This is a genomic window from Limnomicrobium aquaticum, assembly GCF_040545545.1.
Lineage (GTDB): Bacteria > Pseudomonadota > Alphaproteobacteria > Rhizobiales > Rhizobiaceae > Ensifer_A > Ensifer_A aquaticum.
In genome coordinates, this window is the sequence record NZ_JBEPMB010000001.1 from 453447 (window position 1) to 475323 (window position 21877).

General features: G+C 60.1%; 24 protein-coding genes. 14 read left to right on the forward strand and 10 right to left on the reverse strand.

Features of this window, described 5'->3' with window-relative positions; genetic code table 11:
• Window positions 1–120 precede the first annotated feature (120 nt).
• Window positions 121–273 carry a hypothetical protein gene (locus tag ABID16_RS02235; protein ID WP_354554725.1) on the forward strand — a complete coding sequence of 51 codons (153 nt, stop codon included), beginning with the start codon at window positions 121–123 and terminating at the stop codon, window positions 271–273.
• Window positions 274–895: 622 nt separating this feature from the next.
• Here the strand turns inward: ABID16_RS02235 and ABID16_RS02240 are convergent.
• Window positions 896–1780, reverse strand: a complete 885-nt coding sequence (locus tag ABID16_RS02240) for a 50S ribosomal protein L11 methyltransferase (RefSeq protein ID WP_354554726.1) — start codon at window positions 1778–1780, stop codon at window positions 896–898.
• A gap of 57 nt (window positions 1781–1837) precedes the next feature.
• Complete coding sequence (locus ABID16_RS02245; RefSeq protein WP_354554727.1) at window positions 1838–2437, reverse strand: SCO family protein; 600 nt, start codon at window positions 2435–2437, stop codon at window positions 1838–1840.
• A gap of 230 nt (window positions 2438–2667) precedes the next feature.
• Between ABID16_RS02245 and ABID16_RS02250 the strand changes: the two genes are divergently transcribed.
• Together ABID16_RS02250 and ABID16_RS02255 are read left to right on the forward strand one after the other, a co-directional pair.
• On the forward strand, window positions 2668–4725 hold the full coding sequence (locus ABID16_RS02250; protein WP_354554728.1) for a methyl-accepting chemotaxis protein: 2058 nt from the start codon (window positions 2668–2670) through the stop codon (window positions 4723–4725).
• A gap of 1 nt (window position 4726) precedes the next feature.
• Window positions 4727–5191, forward strand: coding sequence for a chemotaxis protein CheW (locus ABID16_RS02255; RefSeq protein ID WP_354554729.1), 465 nt, complete (start codon window positions 4727–4729; stop codon window positions 5189–5191).
• 78 nt (window positions 5192–5269) lie between these two features.
• On the opposite strand, the gene ABID16_RS02260 is transcribed toward ABID16_RS02255, so the two are convergent.
• Window positions 5270–5761 (reverse strand): CreA family protein, encoded by a 492-nt coding sequence (locus ABID16_RS02260; protein WP_354555876.1) that lies wholly within the window; start codon window positions 5759–5761, stop codon window positions 5270–5272.
• A 146-nt stretch (window positions 5762–5907) separates the two neighbouring features.
• Between ABID16_RS02260 and ABID16_RS02265 the strand changes: the two genes are divergently transcribed.
• The 4 genes from ABID16_RS02265 (at window position 5908) to ABID16_RS02280 (ending at window position 8373) form a co-directional block, all read left to right on the forward strand.
• Window positions 5908–6486 (forward strand): TMEM175 family protein, encoded by a 579-nt coding sequence (locus ABID16_RS02265; protein ID WP_354554730.1) that lies wholly within the window; start codon window positions 5908–5910, stop codon window positions 6484–6486.
• A 123-nt stretch (window positions 6487–6609) separates the two neighbouring features.
• On the forward strand, window positions 6610–6804 hold the full coding sequence (locus tag ABID16_RS02270; RefSeq protein ID WP_354554731.1) for a hypothetical protein: 195 nt from the start codon (window positions 6610–6612) through the stop codon (window positions 6802–6804).
• Window positions 6805–6874: 70 nt separating this feature from the next.
• Window positions 6875–7876, forward strand: coding sequence for a L,D-transpeptidase (locus ABID16_RS02275; RefSeq protein ID WP_354554732.1), 1002 nt, complete (start codon window positions 6875–6877; stop codon window positions 7874–7876).
• Window positions 7877–8067: 191 nt separating this feature from the next.
• Complete coding sequence (locus ABID16_RS02280) at window positions 8068–8373, forward strand: DUF982 domain-containing protein (protein ID WP_354554733.1); 306 nt, start codon at window positions 8068–8070, stop codon at window positions 8371–8373.
• Between the two features lie 11 nt (window positions 8374–8384).
• Here ABID16_RS02280 and ABID16_RS02285 read toward each other — a convergent pair whose 3' ends face one another.
• Window positions 8385–8840 (reverse strand): MarR family winged helix-turn-helix transcriptional regulator, encoded by a 456-nt coding sequence (locus ABID16_RS02285; RefSeq protein WP_354554734.1) that lies wholly within the window; start codon window positions 8838–8840, stop codon window positions 8385–8387.
• 128 nt (window positions 8841–8968) lie between these two features.
• Between ABID16_RS02285 and ABID16_RS02290 the strand changes: the two genes are divergently transcribed.
• A complete protein-coding gene (locus ABID16_RS02290; RefSeq protein WP_354554735.1) occupies window positions 8969–9388 on the forward strand; it encodes an organic hydroperoxide resistance protein in 420 nt (139 codons plus the stop codon).
• Between the two features lie 10 nt (window positions 9389–9398).
• Here the strand turns inward: ABID16_RS02290 and ABID16_RS02295 are convergent, their stop codons facing one another.
• A complete protein-coding gene (locus ABID16_RS02295) occupies window positions 9399–9854 on the reverse strand; it encodes a MarR family winged helix-turn-helix transcriptional regulator (RefSeq protein ID WP_354554736.1) in 456 nt (151 codons plus the stop codon).
• 67 nt (window positions 9855–9921) lie between these two features.
• Here ABID16_RS02295 and ABID16_RS02300 point away from each other — a divergent pair, with 67 nt between their 5' ends.
• Window positions 9922–10713, forward strand: coding sequence for a VOC family protein (locus ABID16_RS02300; protein ID WP_354554737.1), 792 nt, complete (start codon window positions 9922–9924; stop codon window positions 10711–10713).
• Window positions 10714–10776: 63 nt separating this feature from the next.
• On the opposite strand, the gene ABID16_RS02305 is transcribed toward ABID16_RS02300, so the two are convergent.
• Window positions 10777–11418 (reverse strand): CDGSH iron-sulfur domain-containing protein, encoded by a 642-nt coding sequence (locus ABID16_RS02305; RefSeq protein WP_354554738.1) that lies wholly within the window; start codon window positions 11416–11418, stop codon window positions 10777–10779.
• Between the two features lie 142 nt (window positions 11419–11560).
• Entirely contained in the window at window positions 11561–13117 is a 1557-nt protein-coding gene (locus ABID16_RS02310; protein ID WP_354555877.1) for a helicase HerA-like C-terminal domain-containing protein, read from the reverse strand.
• Window positions 13118–13302: 185 nt separating this feature from the next.
• On the opposite strand from ABID16_RS02310, the gene ABID16_RS02315 reads away from it, so the two are divergent.
• Complete coding sequence (locus ABID16_RS02315) at window positions 13303–13671, forward strand: hypothetical protein (protein ID WP_354554739.1); 369 nt, start codon at window positions 13303–13305, stop codon at window positions 13669–13671.
• A 210-nt stretch (window positions 13672–13881) separates the two neighbouring features.
• On the opposite strand, the gene tam is transcribed toward ABID16_RS02315, so the two are convergent.
• Window positions 13882–14655 (reverse strand): trans-aconitate 2-methyltransferase, encoded by a 774-nt coding sequence (tam, locus tag ABID16_RS02320; protein WP_354554740.1) that lies wholly within the window; start codon window positions 14653–14655, stop codon window positions 13882–13884.
• A gap of 5 nt (window positions 14656–14660) precedes the next feature.
• Window positions 14661–15314 carry a haloacid dehalogenase type II gene (locus ABID16_RS02325; RefSeq protein WP_354554741.1) on the reverse strand — a complete coding sequence of 218 codons (654 nt, stop codon included), beginning with the start codon at window positions 15312–15314 and terminating at the stop codon, window positions 14661–14663.
• Between the two features lie 173 nt (window positions 15315–15487).
• On the opposite strand from ABID16_RS02325, the gene ABID16_RS02330 reads away from it, so the two are divergent.
• Both ABID16_RS02330 and ABID16_RS02335 read left to right on the forward strand, forming a co-directional pair.
• Window positions 15488–16363: a branched-chain amino acid aminotransferase gene (locus tag ABID16_RS02330; RefSeq protein ID WP_354554742.1), complete on the forward strand. Its 876-nt coding sequence runs from the start codon at window positions 15488–15490 to the stop codon at window positions 16361–16363.
• A gap of 308 nt (window positions 16364–16671) precedes the next feature.
• Window positions 16672–19845 carry a type ISP restriction/modification enzyme gene (locus tag ABID16_RS02335; RefSeq protein ID WP_354554743.1) on the forward strand — a complete coding sequence of 1058 codons (3174 nt, stop codon included), beginning with the start codon at window positions 16672–16674 and terminating at the stop codon, window positions 19843–19845.
• Between the two features lie 81 nt (window positions 19846–19926).
• Here ABID16_RS02335 and ABID16_RS02340 read toward each other — a convergent pair whose 3' ends face one another.
• Window positions 19927–20853, reverse strand: coding sequence for a sensor domain-containing diguanylate cyclase (locus ABID16_RS02340; protein ID WP_354554744.1), 927 nt, complete (start codon window positions 20851–20853; stop codon window positions 19927–19929).
• A 225-nt stretch (window positions 20854–21078) separates the two neighbouring features.
• On the opposite strand from ABID16_RS02340, the gene ABID16_RS02345 reads away from it, so the two are divergent.
• Window positions 21079–21318, forward strand: a complete 240-nt coding sequence (locus tag ABID16_RS02345; RefSeq protein WP_354554745.1) for a type II toxin-antitoxin system Phd/YefM family antitoxin — start codon at window positions 21079–21081, stop codon at window positions 21316–21318.
• Window positions 21315–21701, forward strand: coding sequence for a type II toxin-antitoxin system VapC family toxin (locus ABID16_RS02350; RefSeq protein ID WP_354554746.1), 387 nt, complete (start codon window positions 21315–21317; stop codon window positions 21699–21701). The genes ABID16_RS02345 and ABID16_RS02350 overlap by 4 nt, the downstream gene beginning before the upstream one ends.
• Window positions 21702–21877: the final 176 nt, after the last annotated feature.

Genomic DNA, 21877 nt, shown 5'->3' on the forward strand with positions numbered 1-21877 from the left:
AAAATTATGCAAAAAATGCATAGCTCCCATGAGCAATCGACTGTGTTGCGATGCAATAATTCGAGCTATAAAAAAATCACGAACGAAGCGGAAGCGCTGCGGAAACGAAGGAAAACGAAAATGTCCATCCTTGGGACGGTTATGAAGACCATTATCGCATCGCGCGAGCGTGAGGCTCAGCGTTATGTGGCTCGCGTCCTTGCCGGCATGGATGATACGACACTCGCTTCTCTCGGCAAATCGCGCGAAGGCCTGAAGAAGGGCCCGTTCTGAGAATTAGAGTTCCTGTTTCGGCTGCGTGAGATCGCTCCTCCTCCCAAGATCTTGCGCTAATGTCGAAACTGGTTTGTTCCCGGCAACTCCTCCTCCCAATGCCGGGACACGATCAGCCTCGCTGATCCAAGGGCGATGCCACCTCCTCCCGGCATCGCCCTTTTTCTTTGCCTTCAGTTTTGTGCAATGCAGCAATATGCCGGCGTAGGCGCTCGAACGTGCCGAAGCGGCATGTTTAATACGCATAATTCATTCGAAATGTTTTATACCAAGGATCATTGATTAGAACCCATTTGACCGGATCGATTTTGACTTCCGGCTAGGAGAAAACCGCAGTCGGACCACAAGGTCCGGCGAGGATTTTAGACGACGTCCGGAAGCCAAAGGCGACCGGCCCCACTCGCCAGGCCGCTTTGCTGAAAGCAAAGCGATTGCACTGGCGAGCAGCTTTATCCGTTTGCAGGATTGCAATCGCAATCCTGCGGGCGGGTGGCATGGAAATCGGCCACCGGAGGGCGTCGAAATCCTCGACCGATGCCTTTGCATCGCTCTCCGGTTTCTCCTACCCGGATGTCCGTTTCCAAGCCATCAAATGGGTTCTAATCAATGATCCTTGGTATTATTATTTTGCCCGGCGCGCGAGCACGATCGTGACCCAGCCATTGCGCCAGATGGTGCGGCGGTGGGCGAGGCGCTGGCCATTATAGGCGGCGAGAACCCTGAGACGCTGGCTCGCAAGAATGCCCGAGAGAATCACGGTGCCGCCGGGGACGAGGTGCCGGACAAGGTCGGGCGCCATTTTCATCAGCGGCTTGGCCAGAATGTTGGCGATGATGAGATCGAAGGGGCCGTTGCGGCGGAAGGCCCCGTGGTGGAAGCCGGGCGCCGTTTCGAAGCGAAGGCCGGCACCTACGCCATTGTTCCGCGCGTTTTCCTGTGCCACGCGGGTTGCAATCGGATCGATGTCGGTGGCGAGGACAGGGATCGGCTGGATCTTGCGGGCGGCGATAGCCAGCACGCCGGAGCCGGTGCCGAGATCGAGCGCATTCTTCACCTTGCGGGAGCGCAGTACCCAGTCGAGCATTTCAAGGCAGCCGGCGGTGGTGCCATGATGGCCGGTGCCGAAGGCCTGGCCCGCGTCGATCTCGATGGCGACATCACCGGGCATCACGCGGTCGCGGTCATGCGAGCCGTGAACGAGGAAGCGGCCGGCGCGGACCGGCTGCAGGCCTTCCAGCGATTTGGCCACCCAGTCGGTCTCGGGCAGTACCTCGCGGCGGATTTCCAGATTCTCGTAATCCGGCTTCAGCGCCTGCTCAAAGGCTGATCTTGCGCCGTCTTCGTCACCCAGCATCGTATAGACGGCGGTTTCCCAGACATTGTTGGCCTCGTCGATTTCCATCGTCGTGACGGCATATTCACCGTCTTCGAAGATCGCGCCGAGGCGGTCCAGGATGAGGGCGCAGTCGTTTTCGGTGGCGTGGATGTAAAGACGGACTTCGCTCAAGGCATTCCCCAATGTGACGGGCCACAATGTGACGGGTGTTTGTTGGGGAAGGCTCTACTAGCCCTTGATCAGGTTTTCCAGCTTTTTCACGGCCACATCGCCATCCTCGCCATAGGCGATGGTGCCCTTGAAGCGGCCGCCATTGTTAAGCAGGAAGACGGAAGCGGTGTGGTCCATGGTGTAGTCGCCATCCGGCTTTGCCGGATCGATCGGCACCTTCTTTGCATAGATGCGGAAGCCCCTTACGACCTCGGCGATCCTGGCCGGATCGCCGGAAATGCCGGTGATCCGCTTTGAAACGTTCGAGACATAGTCATTCATGATCTGCGGCGTGTCGCGCTGAGGGTCCACGGTCACGAAATAGGCATGCATCTTCGTGCCGTCGGGATCTACCTTCTGCAGCCAGCCGTCCATCTCGAAAAGGGTGGTGGGGCAGACATCCGGGCAATGCGTATAGCCGAAGAAAAGCGCCGTCGGCTTGTCGCGGAAGGCGGCTTCGGTAATCGGCTTGCCGGTCTGATCCACGAGCTGGAAGGGAACGCCATACGGGCCGTCGGCCACCTGCTGCTTGTCTCGCGTGTATTCCAGGGTGAACCAGCCGAGGAAACCTGCGAGCAACAGGATCGCGATCCAGATGATGATGCTGGCCTTCTTCATGGCGCGGCTCTCCCGTCGTTTTCGTTTTATCAAGGGGCCGTTTTAGTGCGCCTTGGCGAGGCCGTAAACAGCCACGTTGTCACAGCCGCGCCTCGTTTGGCATCCGGGTCCGGCGGCGGGGCCCGTCACCCCGGAAGCCTGGGCGTTTGAGTTAGCAAATCTTTAAAAGTTGTTTGTCAGTGTCCTGCCATCAAGGGTCTCGGGGCGACTCCATCACGAAGGACATACATATGAAGCTTTCTGTCAGCCAGAGATTGTGGGTGTCTGGTGTTGCGGCGTTCGTGGGTATTGGCTCCCTTGTTGTCGTTGGCTGGTATTCGAACAGTACCGTTGCGGGCGCCCTTTCCAGGTCGCAGGTCATCGATGTCATCGACAAGCAGATCAACGACCTGCGCTTTGCGAGCGAGGAAATCCGCCTTGCGTCCATGGATGTCATCATCGACCGGGGAGGCAAGACCGTCTCGCCCGAGCGTCGGGCCATTCTGGAAGAGAACACGAAACTCCTGAAGGGGGGGCTTGGCACGGTTCAGAGCTTTGTCACCTCGGCGGGCCTGAAGGTGGATATTGGCGCACTCGGTGCGGACATAGACAAGATCGTCAAGGCCGCAGGCGAGACCCTGCCTCAACTGGTGACCTCCGGAGCTCCTGACGGTGACTTCGACAAGATCGACGATGAAATCGATGAGGTCGGAACGCGGATCAAGGCGGTGCTTGATGTCGTGACAAAGGCCACAAGCGATGCGCAGATCCATGAGGTCGATATCGCTGTGGACCAGTCGCAGAAGACGTTGTTCCTTCAGTTTGCGATTGGCGCAATTGCCGTCCTTCTTGCCAGCGGGCTTATCGCCTGGCAGTCGCGCAACATCATGCTGGGCTTGAATGCTGTCCGGCGCAGCATGAACCGGATTGCGGAAGGCGACATCGCAACTCCCGTTGACGGCACTGCGCGCGCCGATGAAATTGGCGAGATCGCCCGCGTTGCCGACATCCTGCGCAAGGCAACGGTCGAAAAGGAACGCGCCGAAGCCGCAGCTCGGGATGCCCGCCTCAGCGTGGACCGCGAGCGCAGCGAGAACGAGACCGAACGTCAGCGCGACGAGGAAGAAATCCGTCGCTGCGTGACGATCCTGGCAGGCGGTCTTGCCCGTCTTGCCGAAGGCGATCTCACACAGCATATCGACGATCCCTTCCGGGCCGATCTGGAGCGCCTGCGCCAGGACTATAACGCGGCCGTGACCCGTCTCAGCTCCGTTATCGGCAACGTCACCGACCAATCCTCTTCCATTCATGCCAGCAGCGTTCAGATCCGCACAGCAGCGGACGATCTTGCCAAACGCACCGAACAGCAGGCAGCCTCGCTGGAGGAAACCTCCTCGGCGCTCGAACAGATCACCATCACCATGCGCAGCTCGACCAGCAAGGCTGAAGAGGCCGGTGCGATGGTGGAAGGGACGAAGGTGCAGGCCGAAAAATCGACCGCCGTCGTCCGCGAGGCGATGCAGGCCATGGAGCGCATCGAGAGCGCCTCTGCCGAAATTGGCAAGATCATCAACGTGATCGACGAGATCGCCTTCCAGACCAACCTTCTGGCGCTCAATGCCGGCGTCGAGGCTGCGAGAGCAGGTGACGCGGGGAAGGGCTTTGCCGTTGTCGCCCAGGAAGTGCGTGAACTTGCCAACCGGGCTGCCGGTGCCGCCAAGGATATCAAGCAGCTCGTGGCCCGTTCGGGCGCCGAAGTTCAGACGGGCGCCGAGCTTGTCACCGCCACGGGGCAGGCGCTGCGCGCCATCGGCGCGGACGTTGTGAAGATCAACGAGCACATGATCTCGATCGTCAGCGCGGCACGCGAACAGAATGCCGGTCTTGCCGAAATCAACACGGCGATTGGCCAGATGGACCATGTGACCCAGCAGAATGCCGCAATGGTCGAACAGACCAATGCAGCCTGTCAGACACTGAACGAGGACACGACGCGTCTCGAAAACGTGATCTCGCAGTTCCGGACCAAGCTCGGCATACCGGCGCAGACGCGTTCCGATCGCCCGGCTGTTCATGCCAATACGCCGATCCCGCCGCGTGCGCCTGTGGTCTCAACTGGCGTCAAGCCGGCCGTTGCGCCTGCCCAGCCGGGTCAGCGTCCGCGCACCTCGCCGGCGCAGAAGCTGATGGGTCGTCTCGAAAACGCTTTTGGCGGTTCGCCGGCACCTGCCAGATCGACCGTCCAGTCATCCGGCCAGCGCGCCAGCACCCAAGCTTCTCCTTCAACCGATCAATGGGAAGAGTTCTGAAATGTCCAACGTCATCAAGCAGTCCGGGGCTTATCTGGAAATCGTCTCCTTCCACCTCGGTGAACAGGAATTCTGCATCGACATCATGGCTATCCGCGAAATCCGCGGCTGGGCCCCGGTGACCCCGATGCCGCATACGCCGCGCTATGTGCTCGGCCTCATCAACCTGCGCGGTGCCGTGATCCCGGTCATCGACATGGCCTGCCGTCTCGGCATGCCAATGACGGAACCCTCGGAACGCTCCGCCATCATCGTCACGGACATCAAGGGCAAGCTGGTTGGTCTTCTGGTCGAGCAGGTTTCCGACATGATGTCCATCAAGGCCGAAGACCTGCAGCCGGCGCCGGAAATCATTCCGGAAGCCCAGCGCGCCTTCTGCCGCGGCATCGTCGCGCTTGAAAAGAATATGGTCTGCTTCCTCAACCTCGACACCGTCATCGCCGACGAACTGTCGATGGCTGCGTAACGCGCGCCGATCTGACCTGACCGGTTGAACTGATAGACCCGCCGCTGCAGGTTTCGTGTAGCGGCGGGTTTTGCGTATTTACTTCGCGGCGGGCTTGCCCTTTTCCCAGGTGACGTTCTGGCCGAAGAGGGGGACGGTCGAGATCGCCATCTTGGCGGAGCCGTCGATGATCTGGCGCGAATGGATCAGATAGATCAGCGTGTCGTTCTGCTTGTCGTAGATGCGGTTGACGACGAGCTTCTTCCAGATGAGCGAAAGGCCGGACTTGAAGACCTCTTCGCCGCCCTTGCCGAGATCAATGTCGCCGATTTCGATCGGGCCGGTCTGGCGGCAGGCGATGGAGTTGTTGGACGGATCTTCAAACCATTTGCCGTTCTTGAGGCGATCTACGACGGAGCGGTCGAAATAGGTGACATGGCAGGTCACGCCCTTGACCTTCGGATCGGTCACTGCGTCTATCATGATGTCATTGCCAATCCAATCGACGCCGACCTGACCGACAGTCTCGGCCCTGGCTGCGGGGGTGCCAAGAACCACTGCCGCTGCGATCGCCGCTGCAAATTGTGCCATGCGCTTCATGGAATATCCTTCCTCGTTTCATGCGACTTTGCATCGCTTCCACACCAGACATAGAAAGCACTGGCTTCGCTTTCAATCCGGCTTGCACCCGAAAGGCTTGCTGCTACAGTCGTTTGGGGAATTTTGGGGACTGAGGAATGACAAAAGGCAGGCTGGAAGCCTTCTCAGACGGCGTGATTGCCATCATCATTACGATCATGGTGCTGGAACTGAAAGTGCCGCATGGTGAGACGATACAGGACCTCCTGCCGCTCTGGCCGGTCTTTTTCTCCTATGTCTTGAGCTTCGTGTATATCGGCATCTACTGGAGCAACCATCACCACATGATCCATGCGGTGAAGCATGTGACGGGCGGCGCGCTCTGGGCCAACCTGCATCTGCTTTTCTGGCTATCGCTGGTTCCCGTCACCACCGAATGGATGGGGGAGACGCATTTCTCCACCACGCCCGTCTTGATCTATGGAGTCGTGATGCTGATGGCGGCGATAGCCTATTACATTCTTGCCCACTGCCTCATCGCCATTCACGGGCGCGGTTCGGATTTTGCCAAAGCTCTCGGCGGAGATGCCAAGGGTATTTTCTCGGCTGTCGCCTATGTGGTCGCCGTCCCGGCGGCCCTTGTCACACCGATCATTTCGGTCGCTATCTATGTCGTGATTGCAGCCGTGTGGTTCATTCCAGACAGGCGGTTCGAACGGGCGGTTTCGTTGTCCTGAACTCCGGGATTTGATAGTCGGCAAGACATATAAGAATATTTATATTTTAGTTGAGATGGATCAACGTCGGTCGGCTGGCGCGGGATAGCCTTTTCCTGTCTTTAACAGGAAAGGGGACCTTCCATGTTCCGGCTCATCGCCATTCTCTATGTGCTCGTCGCCACCGTTCTGGCCGGCGTTGCTGTTACAGCGATGTTGTCGCTCGGCCATTTCGGGCGGGCGGACATTGCGCTTTCTGCGCTGGCCGGTGCGGTTGTCGCGTTGCCCGTCGCGTGGATCGTCGGCAAGCATCTCTTTGCCGCGACACGCAGCGTATGACGGGAAGAAAGCCACGCGCCAGCCGGGCAGTGCATAAATCCGCACGACGATGATTGTCCGGAGACCGCCCATGACTGTGCCTGTGACTGCGAGACTGAAAGCCGTTCTGCCGAGACTTGGCGTCCTGGCAGGGCTCGCATTCTCGCTTTCAGCCTGTGTCGGTGCCGATGGAAGACCGGTGGATCTCGACGACGGCAGGCCGCTTCTCGGCGATGCCCGAAATCCATCGAAAGTGCCGTTCTTCCCCGATACCGGGTCGATGAATGCAGAGCGTTTCGGCGACCAGACATTTCCGGTCTTCATGCAGCCCACAGGCACACCCTATGCCCTGCAGCCGCAAGGTTCGCAGCCCTATCAGAGCACCTATCAGACCCCGCCGACGTCCACCCAGCTCGACCCGTCTCGGGTGAGGGGGCCGCAGAGCTATTATCCCGCCGCGCCGTCCTCGATCGGCCAACAGTCTTCCGTCCGCCCCTCGCTCTCCGATCCTGCACCGCGAGCGGAGACGAGGGTGGCGAAGCTCGATGCGGATGTGTGGCATCGTTATGGCCAGATGAACGATGCGGGCCATCTGCTGCCGGCGATACCGATCGAGCGAGTCAGCCCGGACCTGTTGCGTCAGAAAGTTGCCTATCCGACCACGGAGAAGCCGGGAACGCTGGTGGTCGATACGCGCTCCCGCTTCCTTTACCTTGTTGAGGGCAACGGCCAGGCGCTTCGCTATGGCGTGGGCCTCGGGCGGCAGGGCTATGCCTGGTCGGGCCGTGGCATCATCCGCGCGAAACAGAAATGGCCGCGCTGGACGCCGACAGATGGCATGGCGGCGGGCTCCACCGACATCAACAACATCAAGGTTCGCGGCGGCATGGTCGCGGGCATCGACAATCCTCTGGGGGCGAGGGCGCTCTACATCTACAAGGACGGCAAGGACACGCTCTATCGCGTCCACGGAACGCCGGACTGGCAATCGATAGGCAAACAGGCCTCGTCCGGCTGCGTGCGGATGTACAATCAGGATGTCGTTGATCTGTACAACCGTGTGCGGGATGGCGCTGTCATCGTTGTGATGTAGACCTCGTTTATCGGCGGACTGACCAAGATCAGAGACGTCGAATCGATTTTCATTAAATCTTCTCATCTCTGGTCTCGGGCGGGGGAACATTCGCTCCGGGTGGCCGTTCTGTGACCGGCGCCGGTTGTGCGCTTGAGAATGCGAGGAGTTTTATGATGTTGCTGGTTTCCGTGCGTTGGGCGAAGCCTGTGTTGGTCACATTCGCAAATGGCGCTGTCCGTCAATTCGATTGCGTCCACGATGCGCTCGATTGCCTGCAGCACGAATGGCCATCGCCGCGCGGAAAGCGCCATCAGAAGGCCACGGAGGTTCTGGCCTCCGCACTGGCGCGGCTCGCCCCGGTCGACGAGGCCCGCAACGCTTTCGTGTCGGCTTGCGTGGAAGCCGGCATCCTCGTGCCGCAGCTGGCGTCGAAAGGCCGCAAGACCGGCAAAATCGCGAAAGCTCTATCGGGCGAGCGTGTCGCTGCAACTGCGCGGTTAGAGGGGGCGGGCTGAGCCCCGTCCGGTCAGTCGTGAGGGACGGCGGTATCGAGCGCCGTTTTCAGCTTGATCACCCGATCTCGCATCTCATCCAGATCGTCAACGCCGCAGCCGACCAGATTGCCGATGGCCGGAACAATCTTGTCGAGCGCCTGCCGGCGGGTGGCCTTGCCCTGTTCGGTCAGCGAAACGACCACCTGTCGTTCATCGTTCTCGTCACGCGTGCGGGTAATCATGCCCAGTTTCTCAAGCCGCTTGAGAAGGGGAGACAGGGTGCCGGAATCAAGGTCCAGTTTGGCGCCGATCTCCTTGACCGTCTGGCCGTTACGTTCCCATAGCACCATCATGACGATATATTGCGGGTAGGTGAGGCCGAGGGAATCCAGAAGCGGCTTGTAAGCGCGGTTGAAGGCGTGGGCAGCCGAGTAGACGGCAAAGCAAAGCTGCTGCTCAAGTTTCAGCACATTCTCATGTGGCTTCATGATCTTAATCCCCAATTTCCCCGCCCTTTGATAGCAGGCGGACAAAAATCCTGCAAAATCCTATTGTGCACAATTTAATTATGCTCTATATAAAATGCAACAGCAACCCCTGAAGGATGGAGAGCAAAATGTCTGTAGCTTACACAGCCAATGCAACGGCAACCGGCGGCGGCCGCAATGGTCACACCAGGTCTGACGATGGCGTCATCGATCTGAACCTCACAGTCCCGAAGGGTCTCGGCGGCGACGGCGCGCGCGGCACCAATCCTGAGCAGCTTTTCGCTTCGGGCTATGCGGCCTGCTTCCTCGGCGCGCTGCGCTTTGTAGCCGGTCAGGCCAAGGTGAAGCTGCCGGAAGAGACCAGCGTTTCGGTCAGCGTCGGCATTGGTCCGCGTGAAGGCGGCTTCGAAATCCATCCGGCCGTTTCGGTTTCGATCCCCGGTTTCGACCGTGCGCAGGCTGAAGACCTCGTTGCCAAGGCACACCAGGTCTGCCCCTACAGCCACGCCATGCGCACGCCGAAGGAAGTCTCTGCCGTTCTCGCCTGAGAACGCGCGCTCAGACTTCCTTTGAAATAATCAGCAGATCCTGCCGCAGGCGATCGACATCGCCCTGCGGCAGTCTCGTTTCGACATCCGCGTGTTCGGCAATCCAGATGGGTGTGGCTTCAGCGAGCAGCGCCAGGCCGGCCGGCGTCAGCTTGAGCCGCTTTTCGCGGCGGTCCTTTTCTCCCGCGACAATCTCCACCAGCCCGCGCCGCGTCAGCGGCTTGAGCACGGCCGTCAGCGTCGTGCGGTCCATGGCAAGCAGTTCTGCCACCGGCGACATCGCTGGAGGCTCTGGCCGGTTCAGCGATATCAGCAGCGAGAACTGGCCGTTATTGATCCCCAGATGCCGAAAGGCACGGTCGAACCGGCGTGCCAGTGCGCGTGCCGCCCGTTGCGCGTGGAGGCACAGGCAGTGATCGCGCACATGCAGCGTGGTGGCGTGGGGCAGTGTTTCAAGATTTGACATGCACGTCATATTATGTTGGTATCAACCTATAGTCAAATATCTGATTTTCACTATGGCGGAGGAAGTTATGGCGGGCGAGGGAAATTTCATCTGGCATGAGCTTATGACCACAGATACGGCCTCTGCTGCTGCGTTTTACAGCGCTGTGGTGGGGTGGGCAACGGAAAAGGCCGGCAACACCACGGCAGGCGGCCTGGACTATACGCTCTTCAAGATCCCCGGCTTCGAGATGGGGTCTGCAGGCATGATGGCGCTGACGCCGCAAATGCAGGCCGGCGGCGCACGGCCCGCCTGGATCGGCTATGTCCTCGTCGACAGCGTCGAGGCCAAGACGGCGGAGGTTCTCAGACTTGGTGGTGCGGTGCATATGGGGCCAACCGACATTGCTGGCATCGGCCGCTTCTCGGTCGTGGCCGATCCGCATGGCGCGACCTTCTATCTGTTCAAACCGATCATGCCGGAGGGGCCGATGCCCGACATGCCGAAGCCCGGTTCGCCCGGAACCTTCGGCTGGAACGAGCTGAACGCCGGCAATCTCGATGAGGCCTTCGACTTCTATGCCGGCCTGTTCGGCTGGACGAAATCCATGGCGGTGCCGATGGGCGAGTTGGGCGTCTATCAGGTCTTCGCCGGCGAGGGGAAGGACATCGGTGGCATGATGAAGAAGCCTGATCAGGTTCCCATGCCGTTCTGGAATTTCTACATCACCGTGGATGCCATCGATGCGGCTGTCGAGCGGGTCAAGGCGCATGGCGGCACGATTACCAACGGGCCTCATCCGGTGCCGGGTGACGCCTGGATTGCGGAAGGCATCGATCTGCAAGGCGCGGTCTTCGCGCTGACGGCGGGCAAGCGGTAGCGGTGCTGCCGCTCCGCACTCTCTTGCCGCGTCCTTCAGAAAACGGCGGGAGTTTCGTTGCGGTCAGTCGGCTGTAAAGCCGGCGGCGACATGGCTGCCATCGCAATAGGGCTTGCTTTTCGATTGGCCGCACCGACAGAGCGCCGTCTTGGTGACCTTGTCCGTCGTGCGTCCCGTGCCGGACACGATTTCGAGATTGCCCGTCACCAGCAGCGGGCCGTTCGGCAGCGGCTGGATATTCACCGGACCGTTGCGGACTTCGAGCGCCGAGAATTCCTTCGTGGCGTTCTCGCCGGTCGCTGCAAATCCTGCTGCCGCATGGGCGCCATCGCAGAAGGGCTTGTTCTTCGACTGGCCACAGCGACAGAGCGTGGCGCGCGGTGTGACCTGCGCCTCTCCGCGGATTGAAAGTTCCGCCTCGATGGCCAGCGGGCCGTTTTCGCGCACCCGCACGGTGTTGACCACGGGCGGCACATCGGAACTGGCCGAGCCATCATTGCGCGACACGCGGATTGCGCCCGAGGGACAGGTGAGCGCCGTCACCATCACCGTTTCGGACGTCGCGGAATCGGGATGGATCCATTCGCCCTGCACATTGGGGACATAGACTTCCGGATGACCGAGCACGCAGCCGCGCGAATGAATGCAGCGACTTGCATCGAAACGGATGGTGACGTCGCGGCCTTGAACGATTTCTTCAGTCATGGGGTCTCCTCCGGGGTGGTGGTTAGGAAGAGCCTATCCTGTGTGCTCGGGTGTGGAAAGCAAAGGTTGCGGACAGGCGCTGCGGCGCGCCCTCCGCCCTCTGTCTTCCGTTCAGCCGAAAAGATAACGGGAAGCTGAGGCCTTACTTCTTCAAGCTGCCCAATATCCCGCGCACCAGAGCGCGGCCCAGCGAACTCGCGACTGACCGAGCCGCCGATTTCATGGCGGCTTCCACCACCGTCTCCCGCTGCCGGCCGCCGGATTTGGTCGTGCCGCCACCGCCGAGAACCGAGCCAAGGTCGGGAAGCGTCCAGCGGTTGCTGCCGGGGACGCCATCCGGCGGCTGGATGTCCTCCTGATGCGGTGTCTGGCCCTGCTGCTGCTTGTTTTCCGAGGCTTGCGCCTTACCGGCCAGGATTTCATAGGCCGAGACACGGTCGAGATCGGTGTCGTTGGCGTCATCGATCGGCGTCTGCGACAGGACTTCGGCCAGACCGTCATCGCTGAGCGGGCCGAGGAGGGACGACGGCGGGCGGATGAGCGTGCGCTGGACGATGGACGGCGTACCCTTGGCTTCCAGCGTCGAGACCAGCGCCTCGCCGGTGCCGAGATTGGAGATGACTTCGGCCGCGTTGAAATCCGGATTGGGCCGGAACGTGTCGGCGGCGATCTTCACCGCCTTCACCTCGTTGGGCGAATAGGCGCGCAGCGCATGCTGGATGCGGTTGCCGAGCTGCGCGAGCACGGTGTCCGGCACGTCTGCCGGGTTCTGCGTCACGAAATAGATGCCCACACCCTTGGAGCGGATGAGGCGGACAACCTGTTCGATGCGCTCCAGCAGCACTTTCGGCGCGTCCTTGAAGAGAAGATGCGCCTCATCGAAGAAAAAGACGAGCTTTGGCTTTACCGGATCGCCGACTTCCGGCAGTTCCTCGAAGAGTTCGGAGAGCAGCCAGAGCAGGAAGGTGGCATAGAGCTTGGGGCTCAACATCAGCTTCTGCGCCGCGAGCACCGAAATATAGCCGCGCCCGTCATAGGTTGTCCGCATCAGGTCGGAGATTTTCAGCGCCGGTTCTCCAAAGAAGCTTGTCGCGCCCTGCTGTTCGAGGATCAGCAATTGCCGCTGGATCGCGCCGACGGAGGTGGGAGAGACGAGGCCGTAGCGGCCGGAAATTTCCTTGGCGTTCTGGGACATGTAGGTCAGCAGCGCCTGGAAATCCTTCAGGTCCAGAAGCGGCAGCCCCTGTTCGTCGGCGAGCTTGAAGGCGATGTTGATCACGCCTTCCTGCGCATCCGACGCATCCATCATGCGGGCGAGCAGGAGGGGGCCCATCTCGGTGACGGTGGCACGCATGCGATGGCCGCGCTCGCCGAATAGGTCCCAGAAGATGACGGGGAACTTGTTATAGGCAAAATCATCAAGCCCGATTTCCCTGGCGCGCTTTTCCAGAAAGTCCTTCGGCTCGCCCTTGCCGCCGATGCCGGAGAGGTCGCCCTTCACGTCGGCGCAGAAGACCGGGACGCCGGCGTTAGAGAAGCCTTCCGCCAGAACCTGCAGGGTCACGGTCTTGCCGGTGCCGGTGGCGCCGGTGACGAGGCCGTGGCGGTTGCCGTATCTGAGTTCGAGATATTCGCCCTTGTTGATGCTGTCGTCCGGTTTGCGGCTGGTGCCGATAAAGATCTTTCCGTCCTCAAGCATCGTCATGCGGTGCGCTCCCTTGCGCGCCCTGCGAACATGGCGCGACTGTTCATTGAATCGTCGATATGAATCTATATGGTGGCGGCGTCCTTGCGGCAACAAGAGGCCGCTCTGCTTCTTGTCATCGGCCTCGATTTCTATTACGTTGACGTTCACGTCAATTTTTGACTCTACGGGAGAACTTCATGAACGAACTGGTTTCCAAGGTTGCCGATGCTGTCGGTCTCGAGCCCGCTGTTGCCGAAAAGGCGATCGGCCTGATGCTCTCCTTCCTGAAGAAGGAAGGCGACGATCAGGCTGTGTCGGCCATGATCGCGGCGATCCCGGGCGCCGAAGAACTGGCTGCTTCGCAGAACGGCGGCGGCGGTTTCCTCGGCGGACTGCTCGGCGGCGGCATCATGGCGCTGGGCCAGCAGCTGATGAGCGCAGGGCTGGGCATGGGCGAGATCACGTCGCTCGCCAAGGAGACCATGAATGTGGCCCGTCAATATGCCGGTGATCAGGTCGTTGACGATGTGATTGCTTCGGTTCCGGGGCTAAGCCAGTTCGTCTGATCCGGACTTGCAGGACTTTTGATGAAAGCCCGGCCTCGTGCCGGGCTTTTGTCGTTCTCAAGGCCGTTTACGGAATTTTGGGTGTTGCCGGGCTATCAAGCGGAGACCGCGATCTGGCATTTTGAAGCCGCCGGCAACTTTCTCTTGATATTCACTTATCTTGATTATCGTAAATCTCGATTTTCGAAGATTAAGATAATCGAATATTTTTCAAACCTTTGTTGCTACAACGAAAAGCCGTGGGAAGCGCAGCAGAACGCGCCCATCATCCAGCGGCGGATAGGCCTTGCGGATCGCATCCGTATAGGCTTCGAGATAGGCCGGGCGGTTCTTCTCCTCGAGCAGATCGAGCCATGGGCGCAGGCCCGTTCCCTTCACCCATTCGACAATCGCCTCGGCATTGGCGAGCGGGTGATAATAGACCGTGTGCCAGAGATCGACGCGGGACGAGAGCGGGTTGAGCGCGTTCATATAGTCCGCCGGCGTTGGCATTCCCGGCCGCTTGCCCTTGCCGCCGGCAAAGCGATGGCCCCAAGGCCCGGAAAGCGCCGTTTCCTCCATCAGACGATGCGTAGGCTCGGTGAGATTATCCGGCATCTGGATAGCCAGCACGCCGCCGGGTTTGAGCCCTTGCCTCATCAGCCGCTTCAGCACGGCCAATTGCTCAGGCACCCACTGAAAGACGGCGTTGGCATAGAGCAGATCAGCCTTTTCCCCCGGCAGCCAGGTTTCGAGATCGCCCTGCGAGAAGGTGAGGCTCGGCAGACGCTTGCGCGCGGCTTCCAGCATGTTCTCGTCGCTATCCATGCCCTCGACGCGGGCGCTGGAGAAGCGCTCGGCAATCAGCTCCGTCGAGTTGCCGGGGCCGCAGCCCATGTCGATGGCGAGCGCCGGGGCGTCGAGCGGCACCTGGGCCAGAAGATCGCGGGCGGGGCGGGTGCGTTCGTCTTCGAACTTGAGATACTGCGCCGGCGACCAGGCCATGAGGATTACTCCAATCCGTTGAGTGAGGGGAGGATAAGGGAGGGACCGTAGTCCTTGTATTCGTCCGGCGCGTTGGCGCGGTTGATCCAGACGGTGCGGAAGCCGAACTTGGTTGCGCCCGCGACGTCCCAGCGGTTGGACGACTGGAAGGACACGGCACCCGGATAGAGCCGGTAATTGGTCGTCACCATGTCATAGACCTGCGGGGCGGTCTTGAAGGTGCGGATCTCGTCGACGGAGAAAATGTCGTCGATCATCATGTCGAGTGCGGCATTCTTTACCGCCGCTGCCAGCATCGCCGGCGAGCCGTTGGAGAGAATGGCAATCCGCGCGCCGCCAGCTTTCAGCATTTTCAGCGTGGCTGGCACTTCCGGATAGCAGTCGAGCTTCCAGTAGGCTTCCAGCAGCCTGTCGCGCAGGCCCTTGTTGACGCTCGGCACACGCCAGAAGGCGTAGTCGAGTGCCTGTTCGGTCAACGCCCAGAAGTCCTGATAGCCGCCCATGAGCGCCCGCACCCAGGAATATTCGAGCTGCTTGGAGCGCCAGACGTCGGAGAAAAGCTGCCCGTCCGGGCCCACGTCGCCGGCGTAGCGGCGCACGGCCGCATGTACGTCGAAAAGCGTGCCGTAGGCATCGAAAACATAGGCTGCGTATGACATGTCCCGTCCGGTTTTTTATCGAGCCATCGCAATTGGTTGCGGGCTCCCCCATTGTGCGGCGCAAAATGAGGCAGATTGACGTTCGCGTCAATATATCCCGGATTTTCCTCGGGTTGACGTGGCGCTGAAATGCGCCTTGAGTGGCAGCCCAACGACAAGAAGAGGAGGCGGCCATGCACGGCAGCGCGGACAAGAAGATCACCACCTGGAACTATATCGACGGCGAATGGCTGCCCGGCAATCCGCCGGTGGCCGGACCCTCGACCCATGCGATGTGGCTCGGCTCCTCGGTGTTCGATGGCGCGCGCTGGTTCGACGGCGTGGCGCCCGATCTTGATCTGCATTGCCAGCGCATCAATCGTTCCGCGCTCGCGCTCGGCCTCAAGCCGACGAAGACGCCGCAGGAGATCGAGGCGCTGGCGCGCGAGGGTATTGCCCGCTTCGATGGCTCCAGCCCGCTCTATATCAAGCCGATGTATTGGGGCGAGAGCGGCTCCGCCGGGCTTGTCGCCGTCGATCCGGAATCGACCCGTTTCGCGCTCGTCATCTTCGAGGCCGCCATGCCGCCGAAGGACCAGCCGGGCGTCAAGCTCACGCTCTCGCCCTTCCGCCGCCCGACGATGGAATGCATGCCCACCAATGCCAAGGCCGGCTGCCTCTATCCCAACAATGGCCGCATTCTCTCTGAAGCCCGCTCGCGCGGCTTCGACAATGCGCTGGTGCGCGACATGCTCGGCAATGTCGCTGAAACGGGCTCGGCCAATATCTTCATGGTCAAGGACGGCGTGGCTTTCACACCGGCCGAGAACCACACGTTCCTGGCCGGCATCACCCGCTCTCGCGTCATGAAGCTGCTCCGCGCCGCCGGCGTGGAGGTGCGGGAAACGACGCTGTCGGTCGATGATTTCATGAAGGCGGACGAGGTCTTCATGTCCGGCAATTATTCGAAGGTCCAGCCGGTGATCCAGCTGGATGATCGCCACTTCCAGAAGGGGCCGCTGACCGGGAAGGCTTACGGGCTTTATATGGATTGGGCGCATGGCGGGTGAGGGATCGTCCTCTCCCCTTGTGGGAGAGGATAGTAAGCCCGTGCGAGCCGCAGGCGAGTGCTGGGCGCACTTGGTGAGGGGTGTTACCCCGGCGCGGTACCCCTCACCAACAAAATCTAACACTTAGCTTTCAGCTAAGATGTTGATTTTGTAACCTCTCCCACAAGGGGAGAGGTGAAGAGAACGCCTTGCAATCCCCGCTCTTCCATCTCATGCGACACTGAATTCCCGCGCCACCGAAAAATCGGCGCAGAAACACCCGCTACCCAAGCGTGAGCCTTCTCGCTAGGCTCCGCCAAGAGGGAATCATGAGCCAGCAGCTGATCAATCAATATCTCGCCGACGTCGATCGGCTTCGCAAGATTTCGGCCCAGAACAACGAGATGATCGTTCGGCAGGCGTTTCATCGCCTGCTCGACAACTGGGCGAATGCGCAGAAGCTGATTTTCGTGGCTGAACTGCCCTATGACACGTCGATGAAGTCCACCGTCTATCCGGATGGGACCGTGCTGCACGATATCCGGGTGCCGCTCGGCTATTGGGAGGCGAAGGACACGAAGGACGATCTCGACGAGGAAATCCGCAAGAAGCTCGCCAAGGGCTACCCGCAGGACAATATCATCTTCGAGAATTCCGACGTCGCGGTGCTGATCCAGAACCGGCAGGAGGTGATGCGCGCCTCGATGACCGACACGGAACGGCTGTTGCGTCTCGTGTCGCTCTTCTTCAGCTATGAGCGCCCGGAAATCGCGGAATTCCGCAAGGCGGTCGAGACGTTCAAGGCTGACCTGCCGACCGTGCTCGATGCGCTGCGTCAGCGCATCGAGACGGCCTATGCGCAGAATACCGTGTTCCGGCAGGCGGCCGAGCGCTTCCTGGAGACCTGCAAAGAGACGATCAATCCGACGCTCACCGAGGCGGATGTTCGCGAGATGCTGATCCAGCATGTTCTCACGGAAGAAATCTTCGCCCATGTCTTCGACGAGGGCGATTTCCACCGCAAGAACAATATCGCGCACGAGCTTTACGAACTTGAAGAGAAATTCTTCATCGGTGCGGTGAAGAAGGAGACGCTGAAGGCGCTGGAGCCCTATTATGCGGCGATCCGGTCAAACGCGGCGCAGATCAGCAGCCATGCCGAGAAACAGACCTTCCTCAAGGTCATCTACGAGAATTTCTACAAGATCTACGATGCCAAGAAGGCCGATCGGCTCGGCGTGGTCTACACGCCCAACGAGATCGTGAAGTTCATGATCGAGGGCGCCGACTGGCTCTGCGAGAAGCATTTCGGCAGGAACCTCATCGACGAGCATGTCGAAATCCTCGACCCGGCGACCGGCACCGGCACGTTCATCTGCGAGCTGCTCGAATATTTCCGCGGCGACCCGCGCAAGCTGGCGCATAAATACAAGAACGAGCTGCATGCCAATGAAGTGGCGATCCTGCCCTATTATGTCGCCAACCTGAATATCGAGGCGACCTATGCGGCCATTTCCGGCCAGTTTGCCGAATATCCCAATCTCTGCTTCGTCGACACGCTGGATAATGTTGGCGGCCTCGGCATCCGCGCGGGTTTCCAGCACGATATGTTCGCGGCCCTGTCGGATGAGAATATCGAACGCGTGAGGCGGCAGAATGCGCGCAAGATTTCCGTCATCATCGGCAATCCGCCCTATAATGCGAACCAGCAGAACGAGAACGACAACAACAAGAACCGCGAATACAAGCGCGTCGATGAGCTGATCAAATCGAGCTATATCCGGCTTTCCACAGCGCAGAAGACCAAGGTCTACGACATGTATGCCCGCTTCTTCCGCTGGGCGTCGGACCGCATGCATGACGATGGCGTGCTGGCTTTCATCACCAACCGTTCCTTCATCGATAGCCGCACCTTCGACGGATTCCGCAAGGCGGTCGCGGAAGAATTCAACGAAATCTACGTGGTCGATCTCGGCGGTGACGTGCGCGCCAATCCCAAGCTTTCCGGCACGAAGCACAATGTCTTCGGCATCCAGACCGGCGTCGCCATTTCCTTCATGGTCAAGCGCCGCAAGCAGAAGGGCTGCAAGATCTTCTATGCCCGCCGCCCTGAATTGGACACGGCGGACGACAAGCTGAGTTTTCTCGGATCGTCAAAGCTCTCCGGTCTCTCCTTCGAGCGGATCGAGCCGGACAAGAAGGGCAACTGGATCAACCTGACGGAAAATGATTGGGAGAGTTTAATTCCGGTTGCTGACAAGAAGACGAAGGCGGCGAAGTCGTCGGGGCAGGAGAGGGCAGTTTTCAAGGAATTTGTCAGCGGGATCAAGACCAACCGCGACGAATGGGTTTATGATTTTGACGCAGACACTTTAGCGCAAAAGAATGCGTTTTTTGCCATTGAATATCAGCGGCATACGCGTTTGCGAGACTTTGAGCCGTCAATAAAGTGGTCTCGTGACCTCAAGGCGAAGCTTAAATCTGGAAGAACTGTAACTTTTTCCGCTCCACTCGTTTCGTCGATGTGGAGACCTTTTACGAAGAAATTTTTTAATTGGAATAAGCAATTAAGTGATATTTTCTATTCAGATCATTTATCTATGTTTGGAGGCGACGGGGCAATAGCAACGCCCTTTATTGCAGTATCGGGGACTTCGTCCGCAAAACCCTTTCAAACATTGGCCGGAAGCATTCCCCAAGACTATGAGGCTGTTGAGAAAAACAACCTAATACCCCTCTACCGCTACACCCCCACCGGCGAGCGTATCGACAATATCACCGACTGGGGACTGCGCCAGTTTCAGGCGCATTACGGCAAGGCGCCCGCTCTTGCGGAGGACATGTCGGCGGAGTTGGCGGAGGAGGGTGCCACACCTGCCGCCGCGCCTGCCGCAACAACCCTCTCTGTCCCTGAAGGGACATCTCCCCCTCAAGGGGGGAGAGTGAAGAAGGCGGCCGCGATCACCAAGGAAGATATCTTCCACTATGTCTATGGCGTGCTGCATGATCCGGTCTACCGCGAGACCTATGCGCTGAACCTGAAGCGCGAGTTTCCGCGCATTCCCTTCTATCCCGACTTCCGCCAATGGGCCGACTGGGGCAGGCGGCTGATGGAATTGCATATCGGCTACGAGACTGTCGAGCCGTGGCCGGTTTCTCGCGCCGATGTGCCGGACGAGAAGGCGCGCGAGGCGGGTGTCGCGCCGAAGACGATCCTGAAGGCCGACCCGGATAACGGCGTGATCCGCATCGACGGCGAGACCACGCTGTCCGGCATTCCGAAGACGGCGTTTTCCTATCGGCTCGGCAACCGCTCGGGGCTCGAATGGATCCTCGACCAGTACAAGGAGAAGACGCCGAAAGACCCGACGATCCGCGAGAAGTTCAACACCTATCGCTTCGCCGACTACAAGGAGCATGTCATCGACCTCATCGGCCGCGTCACCCGCGTCTCCGTCGAGACGATGGACATCGTGGAGGCGATGAAGGGGGCGCGGCGTTAGCGATCCCGGATGCTTTAGGGACGGCGCCGTCGTCCAGGCCGAGGCCCGGACGGTTTGGGTTCATGTGCTTCCGGTTTGCCCTTACTCGCTGACGACCACCCGGTCGCGGCCGTCGGCCTTGGCCTTGTAGAGCGCCTTGTCGGCGCGGGCGAGGGCTGCGGCGACGTCGCGTTCGCCCTTCTGGAGCGAGGCGACGCCGAAGCTTGCGGTGACGTGCATGGGGGCGTCGTCGAAGGTGAACTGAAGGCGCGAGATGGCGCGGCGCAGGCGCTCCGCCGTTCTGGCGGCCTGCTGCGGGGAGCCTTCCAGCGCAATGGCGAATTCTTCGCCGCCGATGCGGCCCACGACATCGTAATCCCTGAGATTGGCCCGGCAGGCAGCGGCCAGCGAGCGCAGCACCTCGTCGCCGGAGGCATGGCCGAACTGGTCGTTGACCGACTTGAAGTGATCGACATCCAGCATGATGACCGACACCTGAAGCGACTTGCGCGCCGCAATCTCGTACAGTCTTGCGCTTTCCTGCATGAAATGCCGGCGCGTGTAGGCGCCCGTCAGCGCGTCGCGGTGGGCGAATTCGCGAAGTTCGAACTCGCTGGAGGCAATGAGCGCCAGATTTTCCAGAACGCGCAATTCGCGCTCGGTGAAGATGCGCGGTGCATGGTCGATGGCGCAGATCGTTCCGATCGGCAGGCCTTCCGAGGTTCGCAGCACCACGCCCGCATAGAAGCGCAGCCCCATTTTCGTGACGAGATCGTGGTCGGCGAACTCGTCATGATCCTTCGTGTCCTGCATGACGACCGGCGTTTGCTCACACCAGGTCGAGCGGCAGAAGCTGGCCTCGAGCGGAATTTCTTTCAGGTCCAGGCCCTGGATCGAACGGAACAGCTGCCGCCCGCCATCGATCAGCGAGACGGCGGCAATATCGACGTTAAAGATGTCCTTCACCAGGGCGGTGATGCGATCAAACGCCTCGTCTCTGTTGCGCTCTGTCTGAAATGCCTTCAGCATCCCGGTCTGTTTCCTTGTCGAGCTCTTGTCTGACCGCCGATGGATCGCGGCGTTGGACCTGGCCTTCATGCGGAGATTGGCCTTCTCCATCATGAAACACCGAGGAGTGCTTACAAGCGGTTACTCGCGGCCACCAGGATTAGGGAATTTAGAGCGTGGCAGGGCTTGAACCTGACCCAGACCTCGCCTAGACCAAGGGGACTTAGTCTTGTGGTGGAGGGGTTCATGCGGCAGGTGAATGTTCATGCGGCCAAGACGCATCTGTCGCGGCTGATCGAGGAGGTCGAGCGCGGCGAGACGGTGATCCTGGCGCGCGCCGGCAAGCCGGTGGCGAAGATCGTGCCGATTGCGGAAGAGCCGACGGCCGGCCGGATCGGGTTCCTCATGGGCCATGTGAAGGGTGCTGACAGTTTTGACGGATCGGCGCCTGCGGATCTTGACGGGTTGCTGGGGGGCTTCTTTTGAAGATCCTTCTCGATACGCCTGTTCTGGTCTGGGTGGCCGCCGATAGCGTTCATCTGGACGACAGGGCCCGCAAGCTCATTCTGGACGAGAGCAACGAGCTTTATTTCAGTGCGGCCAGCATCTGGGAGATCGGCCTGCGCGGCGCCTCAAGCTTCGATGGACCGCCGGTGGAAATGCGGCTTTTGAGGCGTGGTCTGCTGGATGCGGGATACCACGAGATTCCCCTGCGCTCCGAGCACGCCATGGCGATCCGCGAGTTTGAGGATCTACCGGTCGATTCCTTTGCGCGGCTGCTTCTGGCGCAGGCGCGCTACGAGGGCCTGATGCTGATGACTGCCAAGCCGGGTCTGATTGCCCACAAGGCGGGCATTCTGCCGATCTGAGTGGAAACCTGCCGTTTGGCATCGCCCCGGCAGAGCCGGGCGGTGCGTGGCGCCGCGTTTTTCACGGCGAATTCCGTCAAATTTTCCGTCTGTTGCGGTTGCCTCGCAACTGTCACACACCTATGTTCCACTCCATCCGCTTCAATCCCCCCAATGGACACCAAGGAGAGACCAAG

What these genes read in the sequence shown, in the direction of transcription:
- ABID16_RS02235 (WP_354554725.1), top strand. Translation starts at nt 121, where the DNA reads ATGTCCATCCTTGGGACGGTTATGAAGACCATTATCGCATCGCGCGAG.
- ABID16_RS02245 (WP_354554727.1), bottom strand. Translation starts at nt 2,437, where the DNA reads ATGAAGAAGGCCAGCATCATCATCTGGATCGCGATCCTGTTGCTCGCA.
- ABID16_RS02250 (WP_354554728.1), top strand. Translation starts at nt 2,668, where the DNA reads ATGAAGCTTTCTGTCAGCCAGAGATTGTGGGTGTCTGGTGTTGCGGCG.
- ABID16_RS02255 (WP_354554729.1), top strand. Translation starts at nt 4,727, where the DNA reads ATGTCCAACGTCATCAAGCAGTCCGGGGCTTATCTGGAAATCGTCTCC.
- ABID16_RS02260 (WP_354555876.1), bottom strand. Translation starts at nt 5,761, where the DNA reads ATGGCACAATTTGCAGCGGCGATCGCAGCGGCAGTGGTTCTTGGCACC.
- ABID16_RS02265 (WP_354554730.1), top strand. Translation starts at nt 5,908, where the DNA reads ATGACAAAAGGCAGGCTGGAAGCCTTCTCAGACGGCGTGATTGCCATC.
- ABID16_RS02270 (WP_354554731.1), top strand. Translation starts at nt 6,610, where the DNA reads ATGTTCCGGCTCATCGCCATTCTCTATGTGCTCGTCGCCACCGTTCTG.
- ABID16_RS02275 (WP_354554732.1), top strand. Translation starts at nt 6,875, where the DNA reads ATGACTGTGCCTGTGACTGCGAGACTGAAAGCCGTTCTGCCGAGACTT.
- ABID16_RS02285 (WP_354554734.1), bottom strand. Translation starts at nt 8,840, where the DNA reads ATGAAGCCACATGAGAATGTGCTGAAACTTGAGCAGCAGCTTTGCTTT.
- ABID16_RS02290 (WP_354554735.1), top strand. Translation starts at nt 8,969, where the DNA reads ATGTCTGTAGCTTACACAGCCAATGCAACGGCAACCGGCGGCGGCCGC.
- ABID16_RS02295 (WP_354554736.1), bottom strand. Translation starts at nt 9,854, where the DNA reads ATGTCAAATCTTGAAACACTGCCCCACGCCACCACGCTGCATGTGCGC.
- ABID16_RS02300 (WP_354554737.1), top strand. Translation starts at nt 9,922, where the DNA reads ATGGCGGGCGAGGGAAATTTCATCTGGCATGAGCTTATGACCACAGAT.
- ABID16_RS02305 (WP_354554738.1), bottom strand. Translation starts at nt 11,418, where the DNA reads ATGACTGAAGAAATCGTTCAAGGCCGCGACGTCACCATCCGTTTCGAT.
- ABID16_RS02310 (WP_354555877.1), bottom strand. Translation starts at nt 13,117, where the DNA reads ATGCTTGAGGACGGAAAGATCTTTATCGGCACCAGCCGCAAACCGGAC.
- ABID16_RS02315 (WP_354554739.1), top strand. Translation starts at nt 13,303, where the DNA reads ATGAACGAACTGGTTTCCAAGGTTGCCGATGCTGTCGGTCTCGAGCCC.
- tam (WP_354554740.1), bottom strand. Translation starts at nt 14,655, where the DNA reads ATGGCCTGGTCGCCGGCGCAGTATCTCAAGTTCGAAGACGAACGCACC.
- ABID16_RS02325 (WP_354554741.1), bottom strand. Translation starts at nt 15,314, where the DNA reads ATGTCATACGCAGCCTATGTTTTCGATGCCTACGGCACGCTTTTCGAC.
- ABID16_RS02330 (WP_354554742.1), top strand. Translation starts at nt 15,488, where the DNA reads ATGCACGGCAGCGCGGACAAGAAGATCACCACCTGGAACTATATCGAC.
- ABID16_RS02335 (WP_354554743.1), top strand. Translation starts at nt 16,672, where the DNA reads ATGAGCCAGCAGCTGATCAATCAATATCTCGCCGACGTCGATCGGCTT.
- ABID16_RS02340 (WP_354554744.1), bottom strand. Translation starts at nt 20,853, where the DNA reads ATGCTGAAGGCATTTCAGACAGAGCGCAACAGAGACGAGGCGTTTGAT.
- ABID16_RS02345 (WP_354554745.1), top strand. Translation starts at nt 21,079, where the DNA reads ATGCGGCAGGTGAATGTTCATGCGGCCAAGACGCATCTGTCGCGGCTG.